The organism is Paenibacillus sp. NPDC056579 (assembly GCF_042793215.1).
In the GTDB taxonomy this organism is placed as follows: Bacteria; Bacillota; Bacilli; order Paenibacillales; family NBRC-103111; genus Paenibacillus_S.
This window is the reverse complement of the sequence record NZ_JBHTVD010000016.1, coordinates 142,678-164,537: the sequence shown is the minus strand read 5'-3', so window position 1 is coordinate 164,537 and position 21,860 is coordinate 142,678. Positions and strand designations below refer to the sequence as shown.

Sequence of the window (21,860 nt, the reverse complement as noted above, 5' to 3'; positions counted from 1 at the left end):
CCACGCGTACCCATACCGAACACGACCGTTAAGCCTTCCAGCGTCGATGGTACTTGGACCGAAGGGTCCTGGGAGAGTAGAACGTCGCCAAGCAACGGCAAAGAGCTTTTCTGGATAAATTCCAGAAAGGCTCTTTTTTGTTACCGCAATAGAATTTATACGATACCGAGATCATCCGATGGAAGGTGGCGATAAAACTGCCATTCTTACGAAGAGAGTTTTGCCAAAGTAAAACTTGAAGGTCACTCATTTTTGGTGGCCTCGATAGAGGTTTACTTACCATACTCAAAGCAGAAAGAAAAGGGTAAGACAACCCTTGAAGCTTTTATATATTGCATGGTGACGATGGGAATACTGAGGAGGGGGAGCAACAATCCCGTTTACAATCCTTCTTTTCCCAATTTATAAGCCGAATATGAAGATTCTATTTCGGTTATGAAGATGGGCTTGACATGAAAATTGGGCTTTTGTTAATATTGCAATAATATCTACGGGCAAGTAAGAAATCTAAGGAGGATTAAGTTCTGTGTGGGATACGAAGTTTGCTAAAGAAGGCTTGACGTTTGATGATGTATTGTTGGTGCCAAGGAAGTCAGAAGTGTTTGGTAAGGAGATCGACATCTCAACGAAGCTAACGGATAAGATCAAGTTGAACATTCCGTTGTTAAGCTCTGCGATGGATACGGTAACGGAAGCGGCTTTGGCCATTGCTATCGCAAGAGAAGGCGGGATCGGTATTGTTCACAAGAACATGTCCATTGCGCAGCAGGCTGAAGAAGTGGATCGCGTTAAACGCTCGGAAAGCGGCGTTATTACGAATCCTTTTTCCCTTACACCAGAACATCATGTGTACGATGCCGAAGAGCTGATGGCCAAGTACCGGATCTCAGGCGTACCGATTTGTGATGAGAACAAGAAGCTGGTAGGTATTTTGACCAACCGTGACTTGCGTTTCGTGCACGATTACTCGATCAAGATTAAAGAGGTTATGACTCGCGACAATCTGGTAACGGCTCCTGTAGGTACTACGCTTCAGCAAGCGGAAGTCATTTTGCAAAAGCATAAGATCGAGAAGCTTCCTTTGGTAGACGAGCACAACACTCTGAAGGGCCTTATTACAATTAAAGATATTGAGAAGGCTATTCAGTTCCCTAACTCCGCAAAAGACATCCACGGCCGTCTTCTGGTCGGTGCAGCGGTAGGGGTCTCCAAGGACGTTATGGAGCGTACAGCGGCTCTGGTTGAAGCTGGAGCGGACTTGATCGTCGTTGACTCGGCACACGGCCACCATATCAACATTCTCAACACGGTCAAACAAATTCGTGCCCAATATCCTGATCTTCCTATTTGTGCCGGTAACGTGGCAACGGGAGCAGGGACAAGAGACCTTATCGAAGCCGGAGCATCGATCGTTAAGGTAGGTATCGGACCGGGATCGATCTGTACGACACGGATCATCGCAGGGATCGGCGTACCGCAAATTACCGCGATTTATGATTGCGCGTCAGTGGCAAGAGAATATAACGTACCTATTATCGCGGACGGAGGTATTAAATATTCCGGTGACGTGACCAAGGCGATTGCGGCGGGTGCAAGTGCCGTAATGATCGGAAGCTTGTTCGCAGGAACGGATGAGAGCCCGGGCGAATCGGAAATTTACCAAGGCAGAAAGTTCAAAGTATACCGCGGTATGGGTTCGTTGGGCGCTATGAAGGAAGGCAGCAAGGACCGTTACTTCCAAGAGAACGAGAGCAAGCTCGTTCCGGAAGGGATCGAAGGCCGTATCGCTTACAAAGGGCCTTTGGCCGATACTGTGTACCAGCTTATCGGAGGCTTGCGTTCCGGTATGGGTTACTGTGGTGCAGCGAACATCGAATCGCTTATCAACGACACAGAGTTCATTCGCATTACGGGTGCCGGACTTCGTGAAAGCCATCCGCATGACGTACAAATTACAAAAGAAGCTCCAAACTACTCGTTGTAATGTAATATATGGAAATATTCGAGACGCGGCCTACGGGCTGCGTTTTCTTTGTTTTGAACAGGTTTTCCCCCTGTGGTACAATATGAATTACGCGTTTACGCATCAAATTTTAAGTTGAGGAGTGAGACTGTGTTTTTTTCTGTAAGGCGAGTTTCCGTAGTATTGACGGTTGCATTGTTGGCTCAGTTGGGATTGTCATTGGTTACTCAACCTAAAGCGGCTGTGGCTGCAGAGCAGGTTGATTTAAAATTGAATGTAAAATCCGCTATTTTGATGGATGCTGCATCGGGGCAAATATTATTCGAAGATCGTGCGGACACCCCGCTGCCGCCGGCAAGTATGGCGAAGATGATGACGGAATATTTGACTATGGAAGCGGTGAAGAGCGGCAAATTCAGCTGGGATGAGATGGTCACGACCAGTCAAAATGCGGCTGATGTTATCGGGTCGGGCGGTTTGCTGGCACTGAACGAACAGGTTTCTATGAAGGATATGTTCGCAGCGATGTCGATTTATTCGGCGAATGACGCTTCGGTTGCGTTAGCGGAAAAAATAGCGGGGTCCGAAGAAGAATTCGCTAAAATGATGAACGCAAAAGCCAAGGAGTTCGGGCTATCCGAGCAGGCGCATTTTATTAATGCCACAGGCTTGTCCAGAGCGGATATGGGGAAATACGCGCCGAAGGAGCTTCAAGGGGAAACACTGCTTACAGCACGCGACGCAGCCATTATTGCTTATAATATCTTAAAGGACCATAAGGAAGTACTCGAATATACAAGTATTCCATCGAAAAAGTTCCGTGAGAAAGACAAAACGCCTATGATCAACTGGAACTGGATGCTGGCAGGGAACAAAGATAATATCAACTTCAAGAAGTATGCTTATGAGGGCTTGGACGGTTTGAAAACAGGCTCAACGGATGACGCGGGCTACTGCTTCACGGGAACGGCGGAGCGAAACGGCATGCGTTTAATCAGCGTCGTTATGGGTACCCCCAAAGAACCGACTCGATTTGAGGAAACCAGAAAGGTGTTGGATTACGGATTTAGCAATTTTGAATCGAAACCGGTATTGACAGCCAAGCAAGAAATAGATTCGCTAAAAACGGTAAATATTAAAAAAGGTGTAGCTACGCAAGTTCCGGTAGTGACGCAAACCGGTGTTAATTTTGTAGTGAAGAAAGGCGCAACACCGGATCAATTCACGATTACGGCGCAGCCGGTTGAAGAGAGCAAGCTGGTAGCTCCAATTAAAAGCGGAGATGTGCTTGGAACGGTCAAGGTGACTTATCAGGGGACCGAAAAAGTCGCGAATTTGATAGCGAATGAAGATGTGGAGAAGGGCAGCTGGTTCCGATTGTTTTTCCGGGCGATTAAAAACTTTTTTGTAGACATGGTTACGGGTGCAAAGAAGGAATAAAAACAAGTAAACCTGTTGTTTATTTAAACGTCTTCCTGTAAAATAATTGTTTAGTAGTTTGTGCTAATTTCGTTGATCCACGATATTATTGACATAGGTATGGAGGAATCGGACATGGAAACAGGAACATCTCGCGTTAAAAAAGGGATGGCAGAAATGCAAAAAGGCGGCGTCATTATGGACGTCATGAATGCGGAGCAAGCGAGAATCGCTGAAGCTGCCGGTGCATCTGCCGTAATGGCTTTGGAACGGGTGCCGTCGGACATCCGTGCAGTGGGCGGTGTAGCCCGTATGGCGGACCCAACGGTTATGGAAGAGGTAATGAAGGCCGTATCCATTCCGGTAATGGCTAAAGCTCGTATCGGGCATTTCGTTGAAGCTAAGGTTTTGGAAGCCATGGGTGTGGATTACATCGATGAGAGCGAAGTGCTGACTCCTGCCGATGAAGTGTTCCATATTAACAAAAGAGAGTTCACGGTTCCTTTCGTTTGCGGCGCCAGAGATCTTGGCGAAGCGCTGCGCAGAATCGGTGAAGGCGCATCGATGATCCGTACGAAGGGTGAGCCGGGAACGGGTAATATCGTGGAAGCGGTTCGTCATATGCGCATGATGGTCGGTCAAATTAAAAAAGTACAAGCTATGTCCAAGGACGAGCTGATGGCGGAAGCCAAAAACCTGGGAGCTCCGTACGAGCTGCTGCTGCAAGTTCACGAAACAGGCAAATTGCCGGTCGTTAACTTTGCTGCAGGCGGCGTAGCGACTCCTGCCGATGCTGCGCTGATGATGCATTTGGGATCGGACGGCGTGTTCGTAGGCTCCGGTATTTTCAAATCGGACAGCCCTGAGAAGTTCGCTAAAGCGATTGTAGAAGCTACGACTCACTACACGGATTACGCATTGATCGCAAAAATTTCCAAAAACTTGGGAACTCCGATGAAAGGGATCGAAATTTCCAAGCTGGACGCCACTCAACGCATGCAAGAACGCGGCTGGTAATGGTGTAAGCAAAAAGGTGGATTAGCGATGAAAATAGGAGTACTGGCTCTCCAAGGAGCCGTTGCCGAGCATATTAAGCTTATCGAGAAGGCCGGCGGCGAAGGTGTCGTTGTCAAAAAAACGGAGCAGCTGGATGAAGTGGACGGGATGATCATTCCCGGCGGGGAAAGCACAACGATCGGCAAGCTGATGAGAACCTATCACTTCATAGATGCACTGCGTTCGTTTCATGAGCAAGGAAAGCCGATTTTCGGGACATGTGCCGGCCTGATCGTCATCGCCAAGGAAATTGCCGGTGAGCCTGAAGCGCATCTTGGGCTGATGGATATCAAGGTGGCTCGTAATGCGTTCGGGAGACAGCGGGAGAGCTTTGAAACGGATCTTGACGTGAAAGGCATCGCCGACGATGTTCGTGCGGTGTTTATCCGTGCCCCGTTGATCGAAGCGGTAGGCGAGGGCGTCGAGGTATTATCCACGTACAAAGATCAAATTGTTGCCGCTCGTCAGGGGCGCTTGCTAGTCGCCTCTTTCCATCCGGAGCTAACGGACGATGAACGGATGCATGCATATTTTCTAGATATGGTACGTGAAGCGAGGTAGGAGGGGTCCCCTTGTTGGATGTAAAACTGCTGCGAAACGATTTGCAGCTTGTAGAGCAAGCGATGACCAATCGCGGCAAAACGCTCGAAGATATTAGCCGGTTTACGAATCTCGACACCAAGCGAAGAGAGCTGCTCCAGGAAGTGGAGAGCTTGAAAAATCGCCGGAACGTCGTGTCTCAGGAAGTGGCCGCTTTGAAAAAAGCGAAGCAGAATGCGGATGCCCTGATTGAGGAAATGAAGGGCGTCGGCGACCGCATTAAAGTGCTGGATGAAGAGATTCGTGTACTGGAAGCGGATTTGAACGGAATTACGATGTCCATACCTAATGTTCCTCATGAAAGCGTGCCGGTGGGCAAGTCCGAAGACGATAATGTCGAGATTCGCCGTGTCGGCGAGCCTGCAGCGTTCTCCTTTGAGCCTAAGGCCCATTGGGAAATTGGACAAGAGCTCGGTATTCTCGATTTCGAGGCTGCAGCGAAGGTAACGGGTTCCCGCTTTGTATTCTATAAGGGGCTCGGAGCCAGGTTGGAGCGAGCTTTAATCAACTTCATGATGGATTTGCACAGCGACCAGCATGGATATGAAGAGATGCTCCCGCCGCAAATCGTGAATCGGGATAGCTTGACCGGTACCGGACAGCTGCCTAAGTTCGAAGAGGATGTATTCAAAATTGCCGGCGAAGGCATTGATTACTTCCTTATCCCGACGGCGGAGGTTCCGGTTACGAACTATTACCGTGACGACATCTTGTCCATCGAGGACTTGCCGAAATATTTCAGTGCCTTTAGCGCCTGCTTCCGTTCTGAGGCAGGTTCTGCAGGCAGGGATACCCGTGGCCTGATCCGCCAGCATCAGTTCAACAAAATTGAATTGGTGAAGCTTACAGCTCCCGAGAGCTCGTATGACGAGCTGGAGAAGCTGACGGCCGATGCGGAGAAGGTGCTGCAGCTGTTGAAGCTGCCTTATCGGGTGCTGACCTTGTGTACTGCCGATCTGGGCTTCTCGTCGGCGAAGACGTATGACTTGGAAGTGTGGCTGCCTAGCGGCAACACGTACAGAGAAATTTCGTCTTGCAGCAACTTCGAGGATTTCCAGGCTCGTCGTGCCAATATTCGTTTCCGCCGCGATGCGAAAGCGAAGCCGGAATTCGTGCATACGTTGAACGGATCGGGCCTTGCGCTCGGACGGACCGTTGCCGCTATTTTGGAAAATTACCAGCAGGAAGACGGAAGTGTCGTTATTCCTGAGGTGCTTCGTCCTTACATGAACAATTTGACGAAGATCAGCAAAAAATAGAACTTGAAATAGCCTGATCAAATGTGATACAATCCTTTTTGTCACCCGGAGAGGTGGTCGAGTGGTTTAAGGCAGCGGTCTTGAAAACCGCCGAGGTCGTGAGGTCTCCGTGGGTTCGAATCCCACCCTCTCCGCCATAAAATTTTGTGGCTTACATAAGGATTTCATAACCTTGATTAAGAAGCTGTATCGTCCTTTGCGGATGATGCGGCTTTTTTTATTATGATAGAATGGATAAGATTCTGAGATCATCGGATGAAAAAAGGAATGGCATTAGAAGATGCGTTCCTTTTTTTACTTCCTGCCGTATCGCATAAACAGGTTGGCGGATTCGCACCTTATAGATTGTGGAGGTGTTGATAAGATGGCAAATACAGATACCCTTGCAATAGATCAGCAGCAATTGGCCGCTGCATGGTCGGAAACGTTGCCTACGGTGCTCAATGCATCGGACCGGGCGGAAGTACTAGCGGACGAGGCCGAATCTAATGCGCTTCGTTTGCATATTGCGACAGCAGGTCATTCCAACTACAGCTTTGATTTCAAATGCACGTATGTGGATTCACGGGAAGTTAAAGTGGATCTTGTGGATGTGGAGGTTGACGGACGCAATGTAGACGAACGGACAAATATCATCCAAACGATGGTTGACGACTATGTCCGTCATATTCACGAGTGCGCACAACAGCTTCACAGCATAACGAAGTAGCCACGAGCGTGGAGGGATGAGTAATGACAAAAAATAAAAGCAGTGTCGATAAAAACTTGCAAAATGTAGTCAAAGACCTGGATCAGGTGGCCGTTAACAGCCATCATGCCCAACAGCTGCAGCAGCAAACGAACGATCGCCGTCATCAAGATGCGCTGAATCATGACGAGTCGTCCCAAGAGATGTCGATTACATTAAACGATAAAGATTGATCAAGGAGGACGGACCATGCCAAAAGATATTGCCCAGCCCGTAAATCCCCCAAGCGGACAAAAAAACCGCAGCGAAAAAAACAATCAGCCGATGGAACCTCTATCGGGCTCCAAGAAGGTTAAACAGCAAAATCACTCCCGTCACAATAACGGGGAAGGCTGATCAAATCTAATCTAAATAATGAAGCGACGACAGTTCTACATGGAGGGCTGTCGTCTTTATATTACGCATTTTTCGCGGACAAATAATGGAAACATTCTACCATCATCATTTGCGCGAGCTCTTCGTTGTCGGCATAGCCGTACAGTGTGCCCCCTAAAGCCAACTCCTCACATACGTCGTCAAGAACAGAGCAGATCGAAATCGAAAACTCATCGTAAATAATATAAAACCGATTGTCCTCCAACACGCAGCCCAACACCTCACTCATATGCTTTCCTCATTCTACCATGAACAATTTAAAAAGAGAATGGATATTCTATTTCGGCCAGCATGGACTATTGTGGTATGGGACAAATATTTGGATCGTTCCAGCAGAGGGGCATTTTGCAAACCGATGCGTACTATAGGTAATAAACGCAAAGAGGCGATGAGCATGATTATTTTGAAAACGCCGGAACAGATTGCTGCGATTCGAAAAGCAGGTCAAGTGCTGGCCCAATGTCATGAAGAGCTTAGCCGCATGATTCGTCCGGGCATCACGACGCTGGAGATTAACGACTTCGCAGAGCGGTTTATTAACGACCATGGAGCCCGCCAAGTGACGAAAGGCTATAAAGGGTTCCCTTATGCAACATGCGCTTCACTGAACGATGTGATCGCTCATGGATTCCCCAATGATACGCCTTTGCGTAGCGGCGACATTGTCAAAATGGACATCGTATGCAGCTATAACGGCTGGATGGCCGATTCCTGCCGTACGTACAAGGTAGGCGCCGTATCTCCGGAAGCCGCATGTCTGGTGAAAGTGGCCAAGGAATGCCTCGATATGGCGGTTCTGAAAGCGGTAGCAGGCAATACGATAGGGGATGTCATGCATGTTGTTCAAAAGCACGCCGAAGGAGCGGGATATTCGGTCGTAAGGGATTTGGTCGGACACGGGATTGGGCAATCGCTGCACGAGAAGCCAACCTTTCAGCATGTAGGGAAGCCTGGAAAAGGATTTGTTTTGAAGGAAGGCATGGTTATCACCATCGAGCCGATGATCAATGCAGGTACGCATGAAATGTATGTGGAATTGGACGGGTGGACGGCCCGTACATGGGATGGCGCCTTATCGGCACAGTTCGAGCATACGGTGGCGATAACCAAGAAGGGTCCGGAAATTTTAACCGAGCTGTAAAAAGGTTCCCTTATTACTGCCTGCGATAATCTTTTCGCTGACGCAAATGTATGCTATAATACTCTTGCCGCGCGCCCGTAGCTCAGCAGGATAGAGCGACAGTTTCCTAAACTGCAGGTCGTACGTTCGAATCGTATCGGGCGCGCCATTTCAAGCTTTTCATTAAAAATAATGATCACATAAGCGATCTCCTGCGAAATCCGCAGGAGTTTTTTTGTGCATTCTGCTTGCATTCCTGCCGTTAGCTCCTAACAGTTGAAACTCTGGACCCATGGTCAACACGTGGTAAACATTATAGAATATGCGGTAGTTATGGAAAAAAATGAAAAGTTGGAGGAGTTTTGGATGAGAGTACTTTTTACATTGCTTATTTGTGTGGCGATTGCGATAACCGCGGCAGGATGCGGAGACGCTCCTAATGCTAAAATAACGAAAGCGAAGTTTGAGAAGCTGGAAAGCGGAATGACGTACGAAAAAGCCACCGAGATTATAGGCGGCGAAGGGGAACTGATGGCTGAGACGGGCAAAAAGGGCGAAGAAATGTACATCGTTACTTATCAATACAAAGGCGATGGATTAGGATCCAATGCGATCCTGGTGTTCCAAGGCGGAAAGCTGCAAGTGAAATCCCAAAACGGGCTGAAGTAAAGCTGCCGAATTGTTCCTCGTGGAACTATTATTCAAAAATAGAGAGGGGCCGCTCAAGACTTGGAGCGGTTCTTTTTGTTGGTCTGGAAAGTGTACCTAAAAGTAGTCAGAATGAGTTCCTTAGCACGCTGCACCTTTGGGGACTTTTCTTGTTGTACAATAAAAAAGATGCCCCTGTAAAAAATATTTCTGTAAAGTGCAGGGGTCGTTCGCTGCAGCCGCGTCTATTACTTCGGAGAGGAGGGGGAGAACATTACAGAGGAAACAGAGTGGATCGAACGCATCGTAGCCGGCGACGTGCAATCATTTCGCTTATTGATGGCTAAATATCAATCGTATTTATACCATGTAGCGTACTCTGTGCTCCGGTCGTCTAAGGATGCCGAAGATGTGACGCAAGAAGCGCTGTTGAAAATATATGCTTCTCTCCCTCAGTATCAGCATCAAGGGTTTAAGACGTGGATCACGCGAATTACCGTGAACAAAGCGATTGACTACAAACGGTCGCTGGAGCGCAAACGAGAGCAGCTGACCGATGAGCCGGAGCTGTTAATTCCGGTTAATCCGACCCATACGGTAGAGGAGGAAGTGCTTCATAATCATAGGCGGCAGAGGATTCGGGAATGTCTGGACGATATGCCCCACAATTACCGGGACGTGGTCGTTGCCTTTTATATCAAGGATAAAAGTTATCAGGAGATAGCGATAGAGCAGGGTGTCACCCTGAAGACGGTGGAATCGAAGCTGTATCGAGCCAAACAATGGATCCGCAAGCACTGGAAGGAGGAGGAGTGGGGATGAAGCATTATTCGTTGGAACAATGGGCCCGCTATGTGAGAGAAGAACTGGCGATGGAAGAGCAGCTTGAATACGAAACGCATCTCAGCTCGTGCGATCAATGTCTTGAACAGTATATGCAGTGTCTGGAGCTCGCTAGGGACTCGTTCACAGTGCTGGCGGAACAAACGAAAACCGCTATGGCTGACGCCGTCATGCAGTCCATCGCGGCCTCTGTTACACAGTCAGAGGCGATCGATGCATGGAAGCCGGAGCCGGTGACCCAACACCACAAGAAAATAATCGCACCATCGTTCCTGCGCCATCCGGTGTTTCATTATGCGGTGGCAGCTGCAGTAACCTTCCTCTTAATGAGTACAGGGGTGTTTCATTCGCTGGCGGAACGGGTAGGCTCTGCAGAGACGAACGTGGTAGCATCTCCGCCTGTCCAGGAAGACCGGTCCTCCGTATCGCAACGCATTATGGAAAAAACCATTGGCATGCTGGATTCGATCCAGCCTAAACACGAAAGAGGGGGGAATCGTTAATGCAACCAAAAAACCCGATGGCGGCGCTGCTGCTGTCTTTCATCCCCGGAATGGGACATCTTTATTTAAACCGTTTGTTCCGGGCTGTAATTTACGGATGCGGTTTTTTTGGACCGGTGCTGCTCATGTTCCTGCTGGTCGTATCGGGAAAATACCGTTACAACGGCGAAATTTTGGCGCTCCTGATGGCGGTGGCGCTATTCGTTGGATTCATTAACTTAGTCGATATGGTGATTACTTTAATCCGCGGGCGCGAGCCATCTCTTCAAGCTCCTGTTCCGTCGCCGGATGGAGTGTATGCTTCACCTCCGCGTCCGGATAATGAACGGTTTTTTACCATTGTATTGTCGGTCATTCCGGGTCTCGGCCATTTCCAGCTTGGCTTGATGCAGCGGGGATTGGCGTTTTTGATTGCTTTCTTCGGCTCGTTTGCGATGATCGTCTTTATTTCGGTCCTGACGCATCAGGAGGGATTTCTGGCGTTTCTCGGCGTAATGCCTATCATCTGGCTGTACTCCATGTTCGACAGCATTCAGCAGCTGAACCGGAAGCAGCGGGGTGAGTTTTTGATCGATCAAACGTTTTTGGAGGATTTCCAAGAAAGCCGCGAGGACGGCAGAAAAAGCAAGATGATCGCTACGTTCCTCTCTATCATTCCAGGAGCGGGGCATATGTATCTCGGATTGCAAAAACGCGGTTTGCAGCTGATGGCTGCCTTCTTGTTCAGCATTTACATTATGGATGTGCTGCGTCTGTCCCTCTTTTTGTTTCTGATCCCGATCCTTTGGTTTTACAGCTTCTTCGACGCGCTTCAGCTTATTTCCAAGCAAGGCCGCGAAGAGCTTAGGGATTTGCCTTTTGTCGATTGGCTCATTAATCACCAGAAATGGGTAGGCATCGTACTGCTGCTGCTGGGATTGTATTATTTAGCCGATGAAGTGCTGCTGAGCGCTCTGGACCGGATGTTCCCTCAAGAACGCATCTCGATGCTATTCCACCAATATTTCCAGACATTCGTTGTATCTGTGCTGCTCATCGGCGGCGGGATTCGATTATTGCTCGGAAGTAAGCAGAGGAGGGATTGAGCGGATGAAAAAATGGCGTGTAGGCACGTTATCGATGGGCTTGTCGCTCATAGTGCTGGGTGTCATATTATTCATGTCACAATGGAACGGGCTGCAGGCGTACGACGCGTTCATAACATGGTGGCCGTTAATTTTCGTCATGCTTGGGCTGGAAATCATCGTCTATCTGCTCTTCTCCAAAAAGGAAAACACCGTGCTTCATTACGATATGATGAGCTTGTTCTTCGTCGGCGTGCTGTGTATCGGCTGTCTTGGCTTCACGCTGCTTACTTCAGCCGGCATCATGGGAGAAGTAAGGTCAATGCTGAATACAACGGAGCTTACGAAGGATCTTCCTTCCGTCAAAGAATCGCTAGGGGACGGGATCAAAAAGATCGTCGTGCAATCGTCGGAGCATGCCGTCAAGGTAGACAAATCGCCGGAGAGATCGGTGCAAGTCTTCGGTACGTTCCGCGATAGAATCAAAGCGGGTGAGGAATCCCCGCCTTTAGCGAAGGAGCAGGTAGTCTCGGTCCATACGGTGGGAGATACGATGTATTTGCAGATTAAAAGGCTTCCGACGGAGCAAGGCTTCGATTCCTACTATCCGTATATGAATGTGACGGTCGTTCTGCCGCAGGATGTGCAGGTGGAATTAAGAGGGAGCGACAATCAGGTAATCTCATCTTGAATGAAAAAAAGCAGGAGCCCGGTTTGAATGGGAACTCCTGCTTTTTTTGTTTGCCACGAACCGTCCGCAAGGCGAAGGGGAAAAATCCATTGAAGTTATTCATTCTTTGCCCCTCAAGCGGCGGAAAAATTGGGTCAGCATGGTGCTGCACTCTTCCTGGAGAACGCCGCTTACGACATCTACGCGATGGTTAAACCGCTCCTCCTGCAGCAAATTCATCAATGTTCCCGCACAGCCGGCTTTAGGATCCGTAGTCCCGTAGATGACCTGCGGGACTCTCGACTGCACGATGGCCCCGGCACACATCGGGCAAGGCTCCAACGTGACGTAGAGCCGGCAATCAAGCAAGCGCCACGCCTGCAAAAACTCGCTGGCTTGTTTTATCGCGATAAGCTCGGCATGCGCCAGCGGATCGCGGGTCGTTTCGCGTAAATTATAGCCGCGGCCAATGATTTGGTCTTTCCACACGACGACGGCGCCGATGGGCACTTCCTTCAGCGCCTCGGCTTTGCGCGCTTCCTCGATGGCGGCGTTCATAAAAGGGATATGTTCTTGCACACAGACACCTCATTCAGTATGGTTACTTATCCACAAACAGGGATAAACGAACAAATATTCGATTTGTTAACATGCTGTGGATAACATTGTGGATAACTAGGTTATTATGCACATTTCATTATAAAAATCTGGGGATATTGACGCAAGCACCTTCGATTTATTCCAGTCGCTATCCCCATATGGGGATAAGGCAGCACTTGCGTCAACGGAAGGCCTGCCCAGGCTGTTATCCAATAAATTTGCGCTTCGTTTCCTCGGTAGGCATCATGCAGCTTTGTTCCTTACCGAACCAGGCATAGCGGTTTTTGGCGACCCAGCGGTATATACGATCCCGGAGCGGGGCCGGTATGATGATCAATCCGTAGAGGAGGGCCCATGCGCCTCCAAGATGCTTGGCAATTCGCAGCACAGCCGAGGAATGAGTGTAGACGGCTCCGGGTTCCACTACAATGACGGAATCCAGAGAAGACCCGCCATTCCTAAGGTGGGATGGCAGCAGCAGCTGTGAAGCTTCCGATTGCAAGGGAGCGAAACGGAATACATCGCGCTTGTCGCGGCGCAGAAGGAACTTCACCCAGCCGTTGCAGAAACGGCATTCTCCGTCAAAAAGAATCACCGGATGCCGGGCGGTATCGAGGGCAGGATCTGATTCATGGCGATGAGCTTTCATGCGATCACCTTTTTCCATGGATAATAAAGGCACAATGGCCGACTTCTCTTGGCAAGCAAGGATGTACGGCAGCTTCTCTTTGTTATCATTATACCTTGCTTTTGAAGAAATCGTTAATTTGCAGGTAATCGGTTGCTACCTTTTAAGGCGGGAATGTATAATAAAATCAAACTAGGTCCATGTGCCTACAACTTTTAGATGCAATGTCCTATGTACTGTGTATTCTCCAGGGGGCGTGTATACGTTCCATTCAACGGTCGTAGCCAAAGATCAAGGCGCATTGATGCTGCTCAATCTTCCTGACAATCAGCGCCGCTTTGCCGAAAAAAGGGAGTTCCCTCGAGTGGATGTGAACGAAACCGGTCTGATCCGCGGTATCGCCTCGGGGCCGGGAGATATAATGAGACTTCCGGAGGAGGAGATCGAGCTCCGTATTCATAACATCAGCGTAAGCGGTGTTGGCTTTACTTTGGAGAAAGATGCTATAAATGGAGAGAGCAATTGGAGCCAGATTGATTTGGAGCTTCATATCGGTTTTTTCTTATCGTGCCGTGCCGAGTTAGTGAGGCAGGATTTACTGGGTGACCGATACTACTACGGAGTTCAATTCACCGACATGTCTTCTGAGCAGGTTAATTCCTTACGGGCTTTTGTGCTAAGAAAGCAGATCGAATCGTACTTTGAGAACAAGAAAATAGAAACGGAAAAACGAATGTTTAAATAAAGGTGTGAAACACTGCCGCATCGTAGCTTTATTCCGCCGGAAACGGCGATTTTTTGTTGTTTAACCGGAGCTGTTGAGGTACTTTTGCCTACTCCCAACATGTCACTTGTTCGCAGCATTTCAGCGTGTCCAATTCGGGTGCGGGCTCCTGCCGCTTTTTGCCGGAAAACGGGCGGGGGCCGTGAGAAATAGGAAGCGGGATGCATAAGGATAAGAAAAAGGACATAGAGGGGGTAGCATGATGGCATTTCGAATGAAATACGACATAACAACCGCCTATTTGACGGGACCGAGCCGACGCAGGCCGATGATTCCGCTGGAGCCTTGCCGTTTTTTGGTTGCGCATGATACCGGGAACCCCGGCTCTACGGCTGCCAATAATGTGACCTTTTACGAACGAACTCATAATGATATGGAAGCGTCGGCGCATCTTTTTGTGGATGACAGGTCGATTATCGAGTGTATTCCGTTTTTGACAGCCCCTCCGGAAAAGGCATGGCATGTCCGATACGATGTCGTAGGCGATAATATACGCTACGGAACCAATGCCAACGATGCGGCCGGATCGATTGAGCTATGCTACGGCGGATCCATCGACATGGAGGAGGCTTACCGAAGATATTGCTGGACGCTCGCCTACGCATGCTTTTTATACGGACTGAACCCGGCGAACGATCTCATCGGTCATTATAGGCTCGATCCTCAGCGAAGAACGGACCCGGTAGGGGCGCTCGCGCTGGTCGGCAAAACGTTCGACGATCTTATTATCGATGTTGCGGCGGAATATGAAGCGAGTCTGGAGCCGGACATTTTAATTAGCCCGGACGATGCGAATAAAGTGATCGGCTTTTTGTCGGCGGCCTATTTTGCAACCGATGATGCGCAGGCACAAGCGGAATTTCATCGGTTGGCCAATGAGCTGCGGCGAGTTTCCGGGCAGCTATAGACAGGTACGAAGAAATAAAATGCTGAATATTGCTGGAAAAACGGTCTCTTGCGTGACAGGGGACCTCTTTTTGCGATATAATAACTATTTAGTAATATTAGAAACGATAGCTAAGGAGTTGTCCTATATATGGCTTTGAAAGCAGGGATCGTGGGCCTGCCGAACGTTGGCAAATCCACTTTGTTTAATGCAATTACGCAAGCGGGTGCCGAGTCGGCGAATTACCCTTTCTGTACGATTGATCCGAATGTGGGTGTAGTCGAGGTTCCGGATGAGCGGCTGGTCAAGCTGACCGAGATGGTCGTGCCGAAGAATGTGGTGCCTACCGCTTTCGAATTTGTAGATATTGCCGGTTTGGTTAAAGGCGCGAGCCGCGGCGAAGGCTTGGGCAATAAGTTTCTCGCCCACATCCGCGAAGTGGATGCCATCGTTCATGTGGTGCGCTGCTTCCAGGATGAGAACATTACGCACGTATCCGGTACGGTCAATCCGATTAGCGATATCGAGACGATCAACCTGGAGCTGATATTGGCAGACGTGGAATCGGTCGAGAAGCGGATTGAACGATCCCGCAAAAATATGAAAGGCGGCGACAAGAAGTACGCTGCTGAAGTGGAATGCCTTGAGCGGATCAAAGAGGCGCTGTACAACGATAAGCCGGCCCGCAGCGTAGAGCTGACGGAAGATGAAAAGCTGCTTATCCGCGATCTGCACCTGTTGACTATGAAACCGATGCTGTACGCGGCTAATGTGAGCGAATCGGAAGTGGCTAACGCCGACGACAATCCGTTCGTGCAAAAGGTTCGCGAATATGCAGCACTGGAAGGCGCAGAGGTAGTGCCGATCAGCGCGAAGGTGGAATCCGAGATCGCCGAGCTTGAAGGCGAAGATAAGGAAATGTTCCTGGAGGAGCTGGGCTTGCAGGAATCGGGCTTGAACCGCCTGATCAAAGCGGCGTATAAGCTGCTCGGGTTGTACACGTACTTTACGGCCGGCGTGCAGGAAGTGCGCGCATGGACGATCCGTAAAGGAATGAAAGCTCCGCAAGCGGCCGGCGTCATTCATACCGATTTTGAGCGCGGCTTCATTCGTGCCGAGGTTGTGAGCTATGACGACCTGGTGAATGCGGGATCGATGAACGCTGCGAAGGAAAAAGGACAGCTGCGGTTGGAGGGGAAAGAGTACGTAGTGCAGGACGGCGATGTTATGCATTTCCGTTTTAATGTTTAAAATAATATTACTAGCATTGGCGACATAAGGGGTGAATGAAGATGTTAGACAGACTGCAATCGTTGGCGGACCGCTATGACAAATTGAGTGAGCTGCTGTGCGATCCGGATGTAACCAGCGATACGAAAAAGCTGCGGGAATATTCCAAGGAGCAATCCGATCTGCAGGAATCGTACGAGGCTTATACGGAATACAAAGCCGTAGTAGAGCAGTACGATGCTGCACGGATCATGCAGAACGAGAAGCTCGACGACGAAATGCGCGAGCTTGTGAAGATGGAGCTTGAAGAGCTCTCCCAACGCAAGGAGGAGCTAGAGGAGCGCATCAAAATTTTGATGCTGCCTAAGGATCCTAATGACGATAAGAACGTGATCGTGGAAATCCGCGGCGCAGCCGGCGGAGATGAAGCGGCCTTGTTCGCGTCCGATCTGTACCGGATGTATACGAAGTTTGCCGACGCCCAAGGATGGCGGACGGAAATTATGGATGTCAGCATGAACGATCTCGGCGGATTCAAGGAGATTATCTTCATGGTGAACGGGAAGGGTGCGTACAGCAAGCTGAAGTTCGAGAGCGGCGCGCATCGCGTACAGCGGATTCCGACAACGGAATCCGGCGGGCGTATTCATACGTCCACTTCAACGGTAGCCGTATTGCCGGAGATGGAGGACATCGATATCGAGATCAACGACAACGATATTCGCGTCGATACGTTCTGTTCCAGCGGAGCCGGCGGACAATCCGTTAATACGACGAAGTCGGCCGTACGCGTGACTCACGTCCCAACGGGGATCGTAGCGACGTGTCAGGACGGCAAATCGCAAAACTCGAACAAGGAAAAAGCGCTCCAGGTGCTGCGCGCCCGTATTTTCGACAAGCTGCAGCAAGAGGAAATGTCCAAATATGCAGGCGAGCGGAAAAGCAAAGTCGGTACCGGTGACCGCAGTGAGCGGATTCGGACGTATAACTTCCCGCAAAGCCGCGTTACCGATCACCGTATCGGATTGACGCTGCATCGTTTGGATGCTGTATTGAACGGCGATATGGAAGAGATTATTTCCACGCTTACGATTGCTGCGCAATCGGAGCTCATGGATAAAGGGGAACAAGTGTAAAGAGATGACCGTCGAACGGAAGTTGACGATTCGTGAAGCCTATGTGAAGGCTTCTTCTTTTTTACAGGGGTATGACGTCCTTGAAGCGGCCCACTGTGCGGAGCTGCTGCTGCAGCATTTGTTCGGCTGGAGCCGCAGCGAGCTGCTGCTGCGCTGGCAGGAAATGTTCCCCGTGGAACGCCAAGGGGAATGGGAAGCGCTGCTGCAGCGCAAGGCGGCCGGCGAGCCGGTGCAGTATATTATAGGGGAGCAGGAATTTTATGGGCTCCCCTTCAAGGTGAACCCGGCCGTGCTGATTCCACGGCCGGAGACGGAGCTGCTGGTCGAGCAGATCGTGCTGCTCGGCAAGCAGCTGTGGCAGGATGGAGGCGACCGCAAGACAAGCCCGCTTGTCGCCGACATCGGTGCCGGGAGCGGGGCGATTGCCGTGAGCCTCGCCGTGCAGTGCCCGCAGTGGAGCATCATGAGCTCGGACATATCGCCGGCTGCGCTGGCGGTGGCAAGAGCGAATGCGGAGCTGAACGGGGTTGGCGAGCGGGTCTCCTTCGTGGAAGGAGACTTGCTAGCGCCTTACATCGAGCGGGGGTTGAAGCTCGATGCGGTCGTATCGAATCCGCCGTACATCCCGCAGGCGGATGAGGAGGGACTGCAGCCGGAGATACGGCTGTACGAGCCGCCTTCCGCGCTGTATGGCGGGGCGGACGGGCTTGTGCTGTACCGTCGGCTGATTGCGCAGCTGGCACAGCTTCCGGCGCTGCCGTCGCTTGTGGGGCTCGAGGTCGGCATCGGCCAGGCCGAAGCTGTCTCGCAAATGCTGGCGGATGCAGCGGCCTGGGATGAAATCCGGATTGTGCCGGATTTGGCCGGGATTAACCGCCATGTCATCTCCGTAAACCATCCGTGAAGCTTTTTGCTTGCCCGAATGAGTAAATAAACCGTGGGCAAGAGGGTAGGGTAGACCCCAAAAAAGAAGAGCAGGGGGAGGGAAGCCGAAACGGGATATGATCTAGTCCAGAATCCTTCGCTTGAAGCTTGTGAGAGGATCTAGACCGTCTCGGAATCTGTACTCTCTCTCTAAGTTATCTAAGAAATAATAGAGTTAAAAAATAGATTGATAGGTTTAAACCTTCTCCATTCCGTCCATACTAGTCACTATGAAGCGAATGGAGAGGGGCAACGGACCATGGTTAAGCGGACATCCCGAGTTCATTATTTGTATATAGCATTTGCAATTATTCTATTAATCTCTTGTTGGGAAGCACAGCGTGAAAATACGGTCGTTTATGCGTCTGCTGCAGTATCGGCAACCGGCAGCTCGGAAGGCAAGATTCCTGACGAATCGATCCGTCTTCGTATATTGGCTAATTCGGACTCGCCGTCCGATCAATGGATCAAGCGCGAGGTTCGCGATGCTATCGTCGCTCAAATGAACGAATGGGTTACCGGTCCGCAAACTATTGAAGCGGCGAGAGAAACCGTCAGGGCCCATTTGCCGGAATTGAACGAGCTGGTAGGGCAAACGCTGCGCAAAAACGGCTTTGATTATTCCTATCATGTAGAGCTTGGGATGGTTCCGTTTCCGACCAAAATGTACGGCAATTTGGTTTATCCTGCAGGCAACTACGAAGCGCTTCGCGTTTCGATCGGTGAAGCGGAAGGCCAAAACTGGTGGTGTGTGCTGTTCCCGCCGCTATGCTTTGTAGATAGTGAAGCGATTGCGAAAAGCCCGAACGAGGTTCAAGCCAAAAGCGCTCCGGAAGCGAAGCAAGCCGACAGTAAGGCAGCAGCTGACAGCGGAAAAGGCACTAAAACCGAAAGCAAGCAGGCAAGCGATGCTAGTAAAGGCAGCGACTCCAAAACGGTTCAAGGCTCGAAGGGTTCTACTGACAGCAAATCGGCTGTAGTGGTTGTTGATGACGAGACTCCACAGCCGGAAATTCGCTTCTTTTTGTGGGACTTACTGAAAAAAATCGGCTCCATGTTTGCTTAATTGAGCAGGGGAAAGTAGCCGAAGCCACATCGGCCACAAAGATTAATAGCATGCTGGCTCGCTAGGTAAAGCGAGAGCCCGGTATTCAAAAGATACAGAGGGAAACTTATCGCGATAAGGATGGAATGACGATGACGACATACTGGAAGGTAACAGCCGGGAATCCGGATCCGGCCATCGTCGCGGAGGCGGCGGTTGTGCTGCAGCAGGGCGGCGTGGTCGCCTTTCCGACAGAAACGGTGTACGGATTGGGAGCGGATGCCAGACAGACGGAAGCGGTGCAGCAAATATTTACGGCCAAGGGGAGGCCGTCGGATAATCCCTTGATCGTACATATCGCCAACCGGTCTCAACTGGAGGAACTGACGCTTCCGCCGGATGAGGCCGTTTCGCGTCTGCTGGACGCCTTCTGGCCGGGACCGCTGACGGTCGTGCTGCCGGCTCGTCCCGGCGTCCTGTCCCCGCTTGTCACCGCGGGGCTGTCTACGGTCGGGCTGCGCATGCCCGACCATCCCGTTGCGCTGCAGCTTATAGCCGCTGCAGGCTGTCCCGTAGCTGCGCCGAGCGCGAACCGCTCGGGCCGGCCGAGCCCAACACACGCCGAGCATGTGTTGGAGGATCTCACGGGCCGCATCGACGCCATCGTCGACGGGGGGCCGACCGGCGTCGGCCTGGAATCGACGGTGGTGGAGTACGCCGCTGCCGGCCCGGAGGAAGCTAGTGGCCGCGGCGTGCTCCATATCCTGCGGCCGGGCGGCATTACCGCAGCGCAGCTTCGCGAAGCGCTGCCGGGTGTGGAGGTGCGCGAATCGTCCGCGCACGCTGAACCCGCGGCGGCCCCGCGCTCGCCGGGGATGAAGTACACGCATTACGCGCCGCGCGGCGTCATGACGCTCGTTCAGGGCGATGCGCCTGAACGGGTGCTCGCTCGCATCCAACGCGAGCTCGATGCAGCCCGTGCGCGCGGGGAGCGTACCGGTGCCCTCACGTTCCGTGAGCACGCCGACGCTCTGCGCGCGGATCGAGTCGTCGCCTGCGGCAGCCTGGGCGACCTGGAATCGGTGGCGCAGGGGCTGTACGCTGCGCTGCGCGAATTTGATGAAGCGGGGATCAGCTTCATCCTGGCCGAGACTTGCCCCGAGGAGGGCATCGGGGCCGCTATCATGAACCGGCTGCGCAAGGCGGCCGGCGACCGTGTCATAGAAGCCTAGAGCACTCCTTATCTACGTGGAATTCTATGGGGCTTGACCGATCTCCACGCAGCGCGGATCGTGTCATAGAAGCCTAGAGCATTCCTTATCTACGCGGAATTCTATGGCGTTTGACTAACCTCCGCGCAGCTCGAAAGTCATCCTGAGATTCGCGCGCATTAGCAAATTGAAGTCTAGCCGGTGCTCCCTTAATGGAGACCGGCTTTTTTCCGCTTGGCGATAACCCAAGTCTAGGCGCTGGTACAGGTATAATCCCGCAGCGAACTGCCGAAAATGTCAGTGAGAAACGGGGGGAAATAGCTAAAGGTTTGCTTTAGCAAACTCGCATCGTAAGCTGGTCAGCTTTTACCGTCATTTTACCGTTCGCGGCTCCACCTTTGTCCCACCAAATTCCCAGACAAGTCATGTTTCCCAACTCGTCCGCATATGTTGATTAGGAACGGACAGGGGGTAGAGGGTGGATGGATTGGACATCTCCGCTAATGGTGGGGCAATTTATCGCGATATTGATCATGGCTATTGCCCTGGGATTGGACGCGCTGTCGCTGGGCATCGGGATCGGCATGAAGGGAATCCGGAAGCTAGACATATTGAAGCTCAGCTTCGTCATTGCTCTTTTCCACATGTTGATGCCGTTAATGGGGATGTTTATGGGCGGCTACGTGAGCTCCTTGTTGGGCGGGGTCGCTACCAAAGCCGGCGGAGCCCTGCTTTTGCTGCTCGGTATCCATATGGTGTACAGCTCCCTAAAAGGGGATGAAGTGAGATCCATCGACCACCGGACGTTATGGGGCATCGTTTTATTCGCTCTTAGCGTAAGCATAGACTCTTTTTCCGTGGGAGTGTCGCTCGGGATGTTTGCCGGTGATGTCGTATTGACCGTGCTGATGTTCGGCTCCGTCGGAGGGCTCATGTCCATAATCGGTCTGATGCTGGGCAGCAAGATGGGCAAATGGGTGGGAGAATACGGAGAAGCGATGGGCGGTGTTATTTTGTTGGCGTTCGGAGTTCATTTCTTGTTCTAGCAGCCAGCCTCGCCGCCAGTCAAGCTACCGATCTTTGGCTCGGGCTGGTTAACCGGATAGTCCCTATTTTTGCGATTTTGAGGTACAATAGAGAGGTAAGGC

At 51.0% G+C, this 21,860-nt stretch carries 25 protein-coding genes, 2 tRNA genes and 1 rRNA gene; 25 read left to right on the top strand and 3 right to left on the bottom strand.

From position 1 onward, the window contains the following. The 10 genes from rrf to ACFQ88_RS36490 all read left to right on the top strand — a co-directional run. Positions 1-93: ribosomal RNA gene (gene rrf, locus ACFQ88_RS36535) — 5S ribosomal RNA — on the top strand; the annotation flags it as partial. Between the two features lie 433 nt (positions 94-526). Continuing rightward, positions 527-1,984: an IMP dehydrogenase gene (guaB, locus tag ACFQ88_RS36530; protein ID WP_379462546.1), complete on the top strand. Its 1,458-nt coding sequence runs from the start codon at positions 527-529 to the stop codon at positions 1,982-1,984. Positions 1,985-2,113: 129 nt separating this feature from the next. After that, complete coding sequence (locus ACFQ88_RS36525; protein ID WP_379462544.1) at positions 2,114-3,403, top strand: D-alanyl-D-alanine carboxypeptidase family protein; 1,290 nt, start codon at positions 2,114-2,116, stop codon at positions 3,401-3,403. A gap of 114 nt (positions 3,404-3,517) precedes the next feature. Continuing rightward, entirely contained in the window at positions 3,518-4,399 is an 882-nt protein-coding gene (pdxS, locus tag ACFQ88_RS36520) for a pyridoxal 5'-phosphate synthase lyase subunit PdxS (protein WP_379462542.1), read from the top strand. 27 nt (positions 4,400-4,426) lie between these two features. After that, complete coding sequence (pdxT, locus tag ACFQ88_RS36515; RefSeq protein ID WP_239630553.1) at positions 4,427-4,999, top strand: pyridoxal 5'-phosphate synthase glutaminase subunit PdxT; 573 nt, start codon at positions 4,427-4,429, stop codon at positions 4,997-4,999. An 11-nt stretch (positions 5,000-5,010) separates the two neighbouring features. After that, positions 5,011-6,297, top strand: coding sequence for a serine--tRNA ligase (serS, locus tag ACFQ88_RS36510; protein ID WP_379462539.1), 1,287 nt, complete (start codon positions 5,011-5,013; stop codon positions 6,295-6,297). A 47-nt stretch (positions 6,298-6,344) separates the two neighbouring features. Continuing rightward, positions 6,345-6,434: transfer RNA gene (locus tag ACFQ88_RS36505), tRNA-Ser, on the top strand. A 227-nt stretch (positions 6,435-6,661) separates the two neighbouring features. Continuing rightward, entirely contained in the window at positions 6,662-7,006 is a 345-nt protein-coding gene (locus tag ACFQ88_RS36500; protein ID WP_239630551.1) for a hypothetical protein, read from the top strand. Between the two features lie 23 nt (positions 7,007-7,029). After that, positions 7,030-7,218, top strand: a complete 189-nt coding sequence (locus tag ACFQ88_RS36495) for a hypothetical protein (RefSeq protein WP_239630550.1) — start codon at positions 7,030-7,032, stop codon at positions 7,216-7,218. Between the two features lie 16 nt (positions 7,219-7,234). Next, positions 7,235-7,381 carry a small acid-soluble spore protein P gene (locus tag ACFQ88_RS36490; protein ID WP_239630549.1) on the top strand — a complete coding sequence of 49 codons (147 nt, stop codon included), beginning with the start codon at positions 7,235-7,237 and terminating at the stop codon, positions 7,379-7,381. Positions 7,382-7,442: 61 nt separating this feature from the next. On the opposite strand, the gene ACFQ88_RS36485 is transcribed toward ACFQ88_RS36490, so the two are convergent. After that, positions 7,443-7,649 (bottom strand): hypothetical protein, encoded by a 207-nt coding sequence (locus tag ACFQ88_RS36485; RefSeq protein WP_239630548.1) that lies wholly within the window; start codon positions 7,647-7,649, stop codon positions 7,443-7,445. 165 nt (positions 7,650-7,814) lie between these two features. Between ACFQ88_RS36485 and map the strand changes: the two genes are divergently transcribed. From map to ACFQ88_RS36450, 7 genes are all read left to right on the top strand, one after another. Further along, on the top strand, positions 7,815-8,561 hold the full coding sequence (gene map, locus ACFQ88_RS36480) for a type I methionyl aminopeptidase (protein WP_379462536.1): 747 nt from the start codon (positions 7,815-7,817) through the stop codon (positions 8,559-8,561). 71 nt (positions 8,562-8,632) lie between these two features. Beyond that, positions 8,633-8,709 (top strand) — tRNA-Arg (locus ACFQ88_RS36475). Positions 8,710-8,906: 197 nt separating this feature from the next. Further along, positions 8,907-9,209 (top strand): hypothetical protein, encoded by a 303-nt coding sequence (locus ACFQ88_RS36470; RefSeq protein ID WP_239630546.1) that lies wholly within the window; start codon positions 8,907-8,909, stop codon positions 9,207-9,209. A 318-nt stretch (positions 9,210-9,527) separates the two neighbouring features. Further along, on the top strand, positions 9,528-10,010 hold the full coding sequence (locus tag ACFQ88_RS36465; RefSeq protein ID WP_379462556.1) for a sigma-70 family RNA polymerase sigma factor: 483 nt from the start codon (positions 9,528-9,530) through the stop codon (positions 10,008-10,010). Further along, positions 10,007-10,534, top strand: a complete 528-nt coding sequence (locus ACFQ88_RS36460; RefSeq protein WP_379462533.1) for a hypothetical protein — start codon at positions 10,007-10,009, stop codon at positions 10,532-10,534. The genes ACFQ88_RS36465 and ACFQ88_RS36460 overlap by 4 nt, the downstream gene beginning before the upstream one ends. Next, positions 10,534-11,619, top strand: coding sequence for a hypothetical protein (locus tag ACFQ88_RS36455; protein WP_379462531.1), 1,086 nt, complete (start codon positions 10,534-10,536; stop codon positions 11,617-11,619). Before ACFQ88_RS36460 ends, ACFQ88_RS36455 begins: the two co-directional genes overlap by 1 nt. Before the next feature lie 4 nt (positions 11,620-11,623). Beyond that, the gene (locus ACFQ88_RS36450; protein WP_379462529.1) at positions 11,624-12,289 is read left to right on the top strand and encodes a LiaF transmembrane domain-containing protein; all 666 of its coding nucleotides are present in this window, start codon (positions 11,624-11,626) and stop codon (positions 12,287-12,289) included. Positions 12,290-12,388: 99 nt separating this feature from the next. Here ACFQ88_RS36450 and tadA read toward each other — a convergent pair whose 3' ends face one another. Both tadA and ACFQ88_RS36440 read right to left on the bottom strand, forming a co-directional pair. Further along, positions 12,389-12,847 (bottom strand): tRNA adenosine(34) deaminase TadA, encoded by a 459-nt coding sequence (gene tadA / locus ACFQ88_RS36445; protein WP_379462527.1) that lies wholly within the window; start codon positions 12,845-12,847, stop codon positions 12,389-12,391. A 226-nt stretch (positions 12,848-13,073) separates the two neighbouring features. Beyond that, on the bottom strand, positions 13,074-13,517 hold the full coding sequence (locus ACFQ88_RS36440) for a thiol-disulfide oxidoreductase DCC family protein (protein ID WP_379462525.1): 444 nt from the start codon (positions 13,515-13,517) through the stop codon (positions 13,074-13,076). Between the two features lie 235 nt (positions 13,518-13,752). Here ACFQ88_RS36440 and ACFQ88_RS36435 point away from each other — a divergent pair, with 235 nt between their 5' ends. The 8 genes from ACFQ88_RS36435 (at position 13,753) to ACFQ88_RS36400 (ending at position 21,758) form a co-directional block, all read left to right on the top strand. Then, complete coding sequence (locus ACFQ88_RS36435) at positions 13,753-14,241, top strand: PilZ domain-containing protein (RefSeq protein ID WP_379462523.1); 489 nt, start codon at positions 13,753-13,755, stop codon at positions 14,239-14,241. Between the two features lie 241 nt (positions 14,242-14,482). Further along, a complete protein-coding gene (locus ACFQ88_RS36430; RefSeq protein WP_379462520.1) occupies positions 14,483-15,187 on the top strand; it encodes a peptidoglycan recognition protein family protein in 705 nt (234 codons plus the stop codon). A 129-nt stretch (positions 15,188-15,316) separates the two neighbouring features. Continuing rightward, positions 15,317-16,417: a redox-regulated ATPase YchF gene (ychF, locus tag ACFQ88_RS36425; protein WP_379462518.1), complete on the top strand. Its 1,101-nt coding sequence runs from the start codon at positions 15,317-15,319 to the stop codon at positions 16,415-16,417. A gap of 41 nt (positions 16,418-16,458) precedes the next feature. Then, a complete protein-coding gene (gene prfA / locus ACFQ88_RS36420; RefSeq protein ID WP_379462516.1) occupies positions 16,459-17,532 on the top strand; it encodes a peptide chain release factor 1 in 1,074 nt (357 codons plus the stop codon). Between the two features lie 4 nt (positions 17,533-17,536). Then, the gene (gene prmC / locus ACFQ88_RS36415) at positions 17,537-18,436 is read left to right on the top strand and encodes a peptide chain release factor N(5)-glutamine methyltransferase (protein WP_239630537.1); all 900 of its coding nucleotides are present in this window, start codon (positions 17,537-17,539) and stop codon (positions 18,434-18,436) included. 279 nt (positions 18,437-18,715) lie between these two features. Further along, positions 18,716-19,522 carry a stage II sporulation protein R gene (spoIIR, locus tag ACFQ88_RS36410; protein ID WP_379462513.1) on the top strand — a complete coding sequence of 269 codons (807 nt, stop codon included), beginning with the start codon at positions 18,716-18,718 and terminating at the stop codon, positions 19,520-19,522. A gap of 125 nt (positions 19,523-19,647) precedes the next feature. Beyond that, complete coding sequence (locus ACFQ88_RS36405) at positions 19,648-20,733, top strand: L-threonylcarbamoyladenylate synthase (protein ID WP_379462511.1); 1,086 nt, start codon at positions 19,648-19,650, stop codon at positions 20,731-20,733. A gap of 461 nt (positions 20,734-21,194) precedes the next feature. Then, positions 21,195-21,758 carry a manganese efflux pump MntP gene (locus ACFQ88_RS36400; protein ID WP_239630534.1) on the top strand — a complete coding sequence of 188 codons (564 nt, stop codon included), beginning with the start codon at positions 21,195-21,197 and terminating at the stop codon, positions 21,756-21,758. Positions 21,759-21,860: the final 102 nt, after the last annotated feature.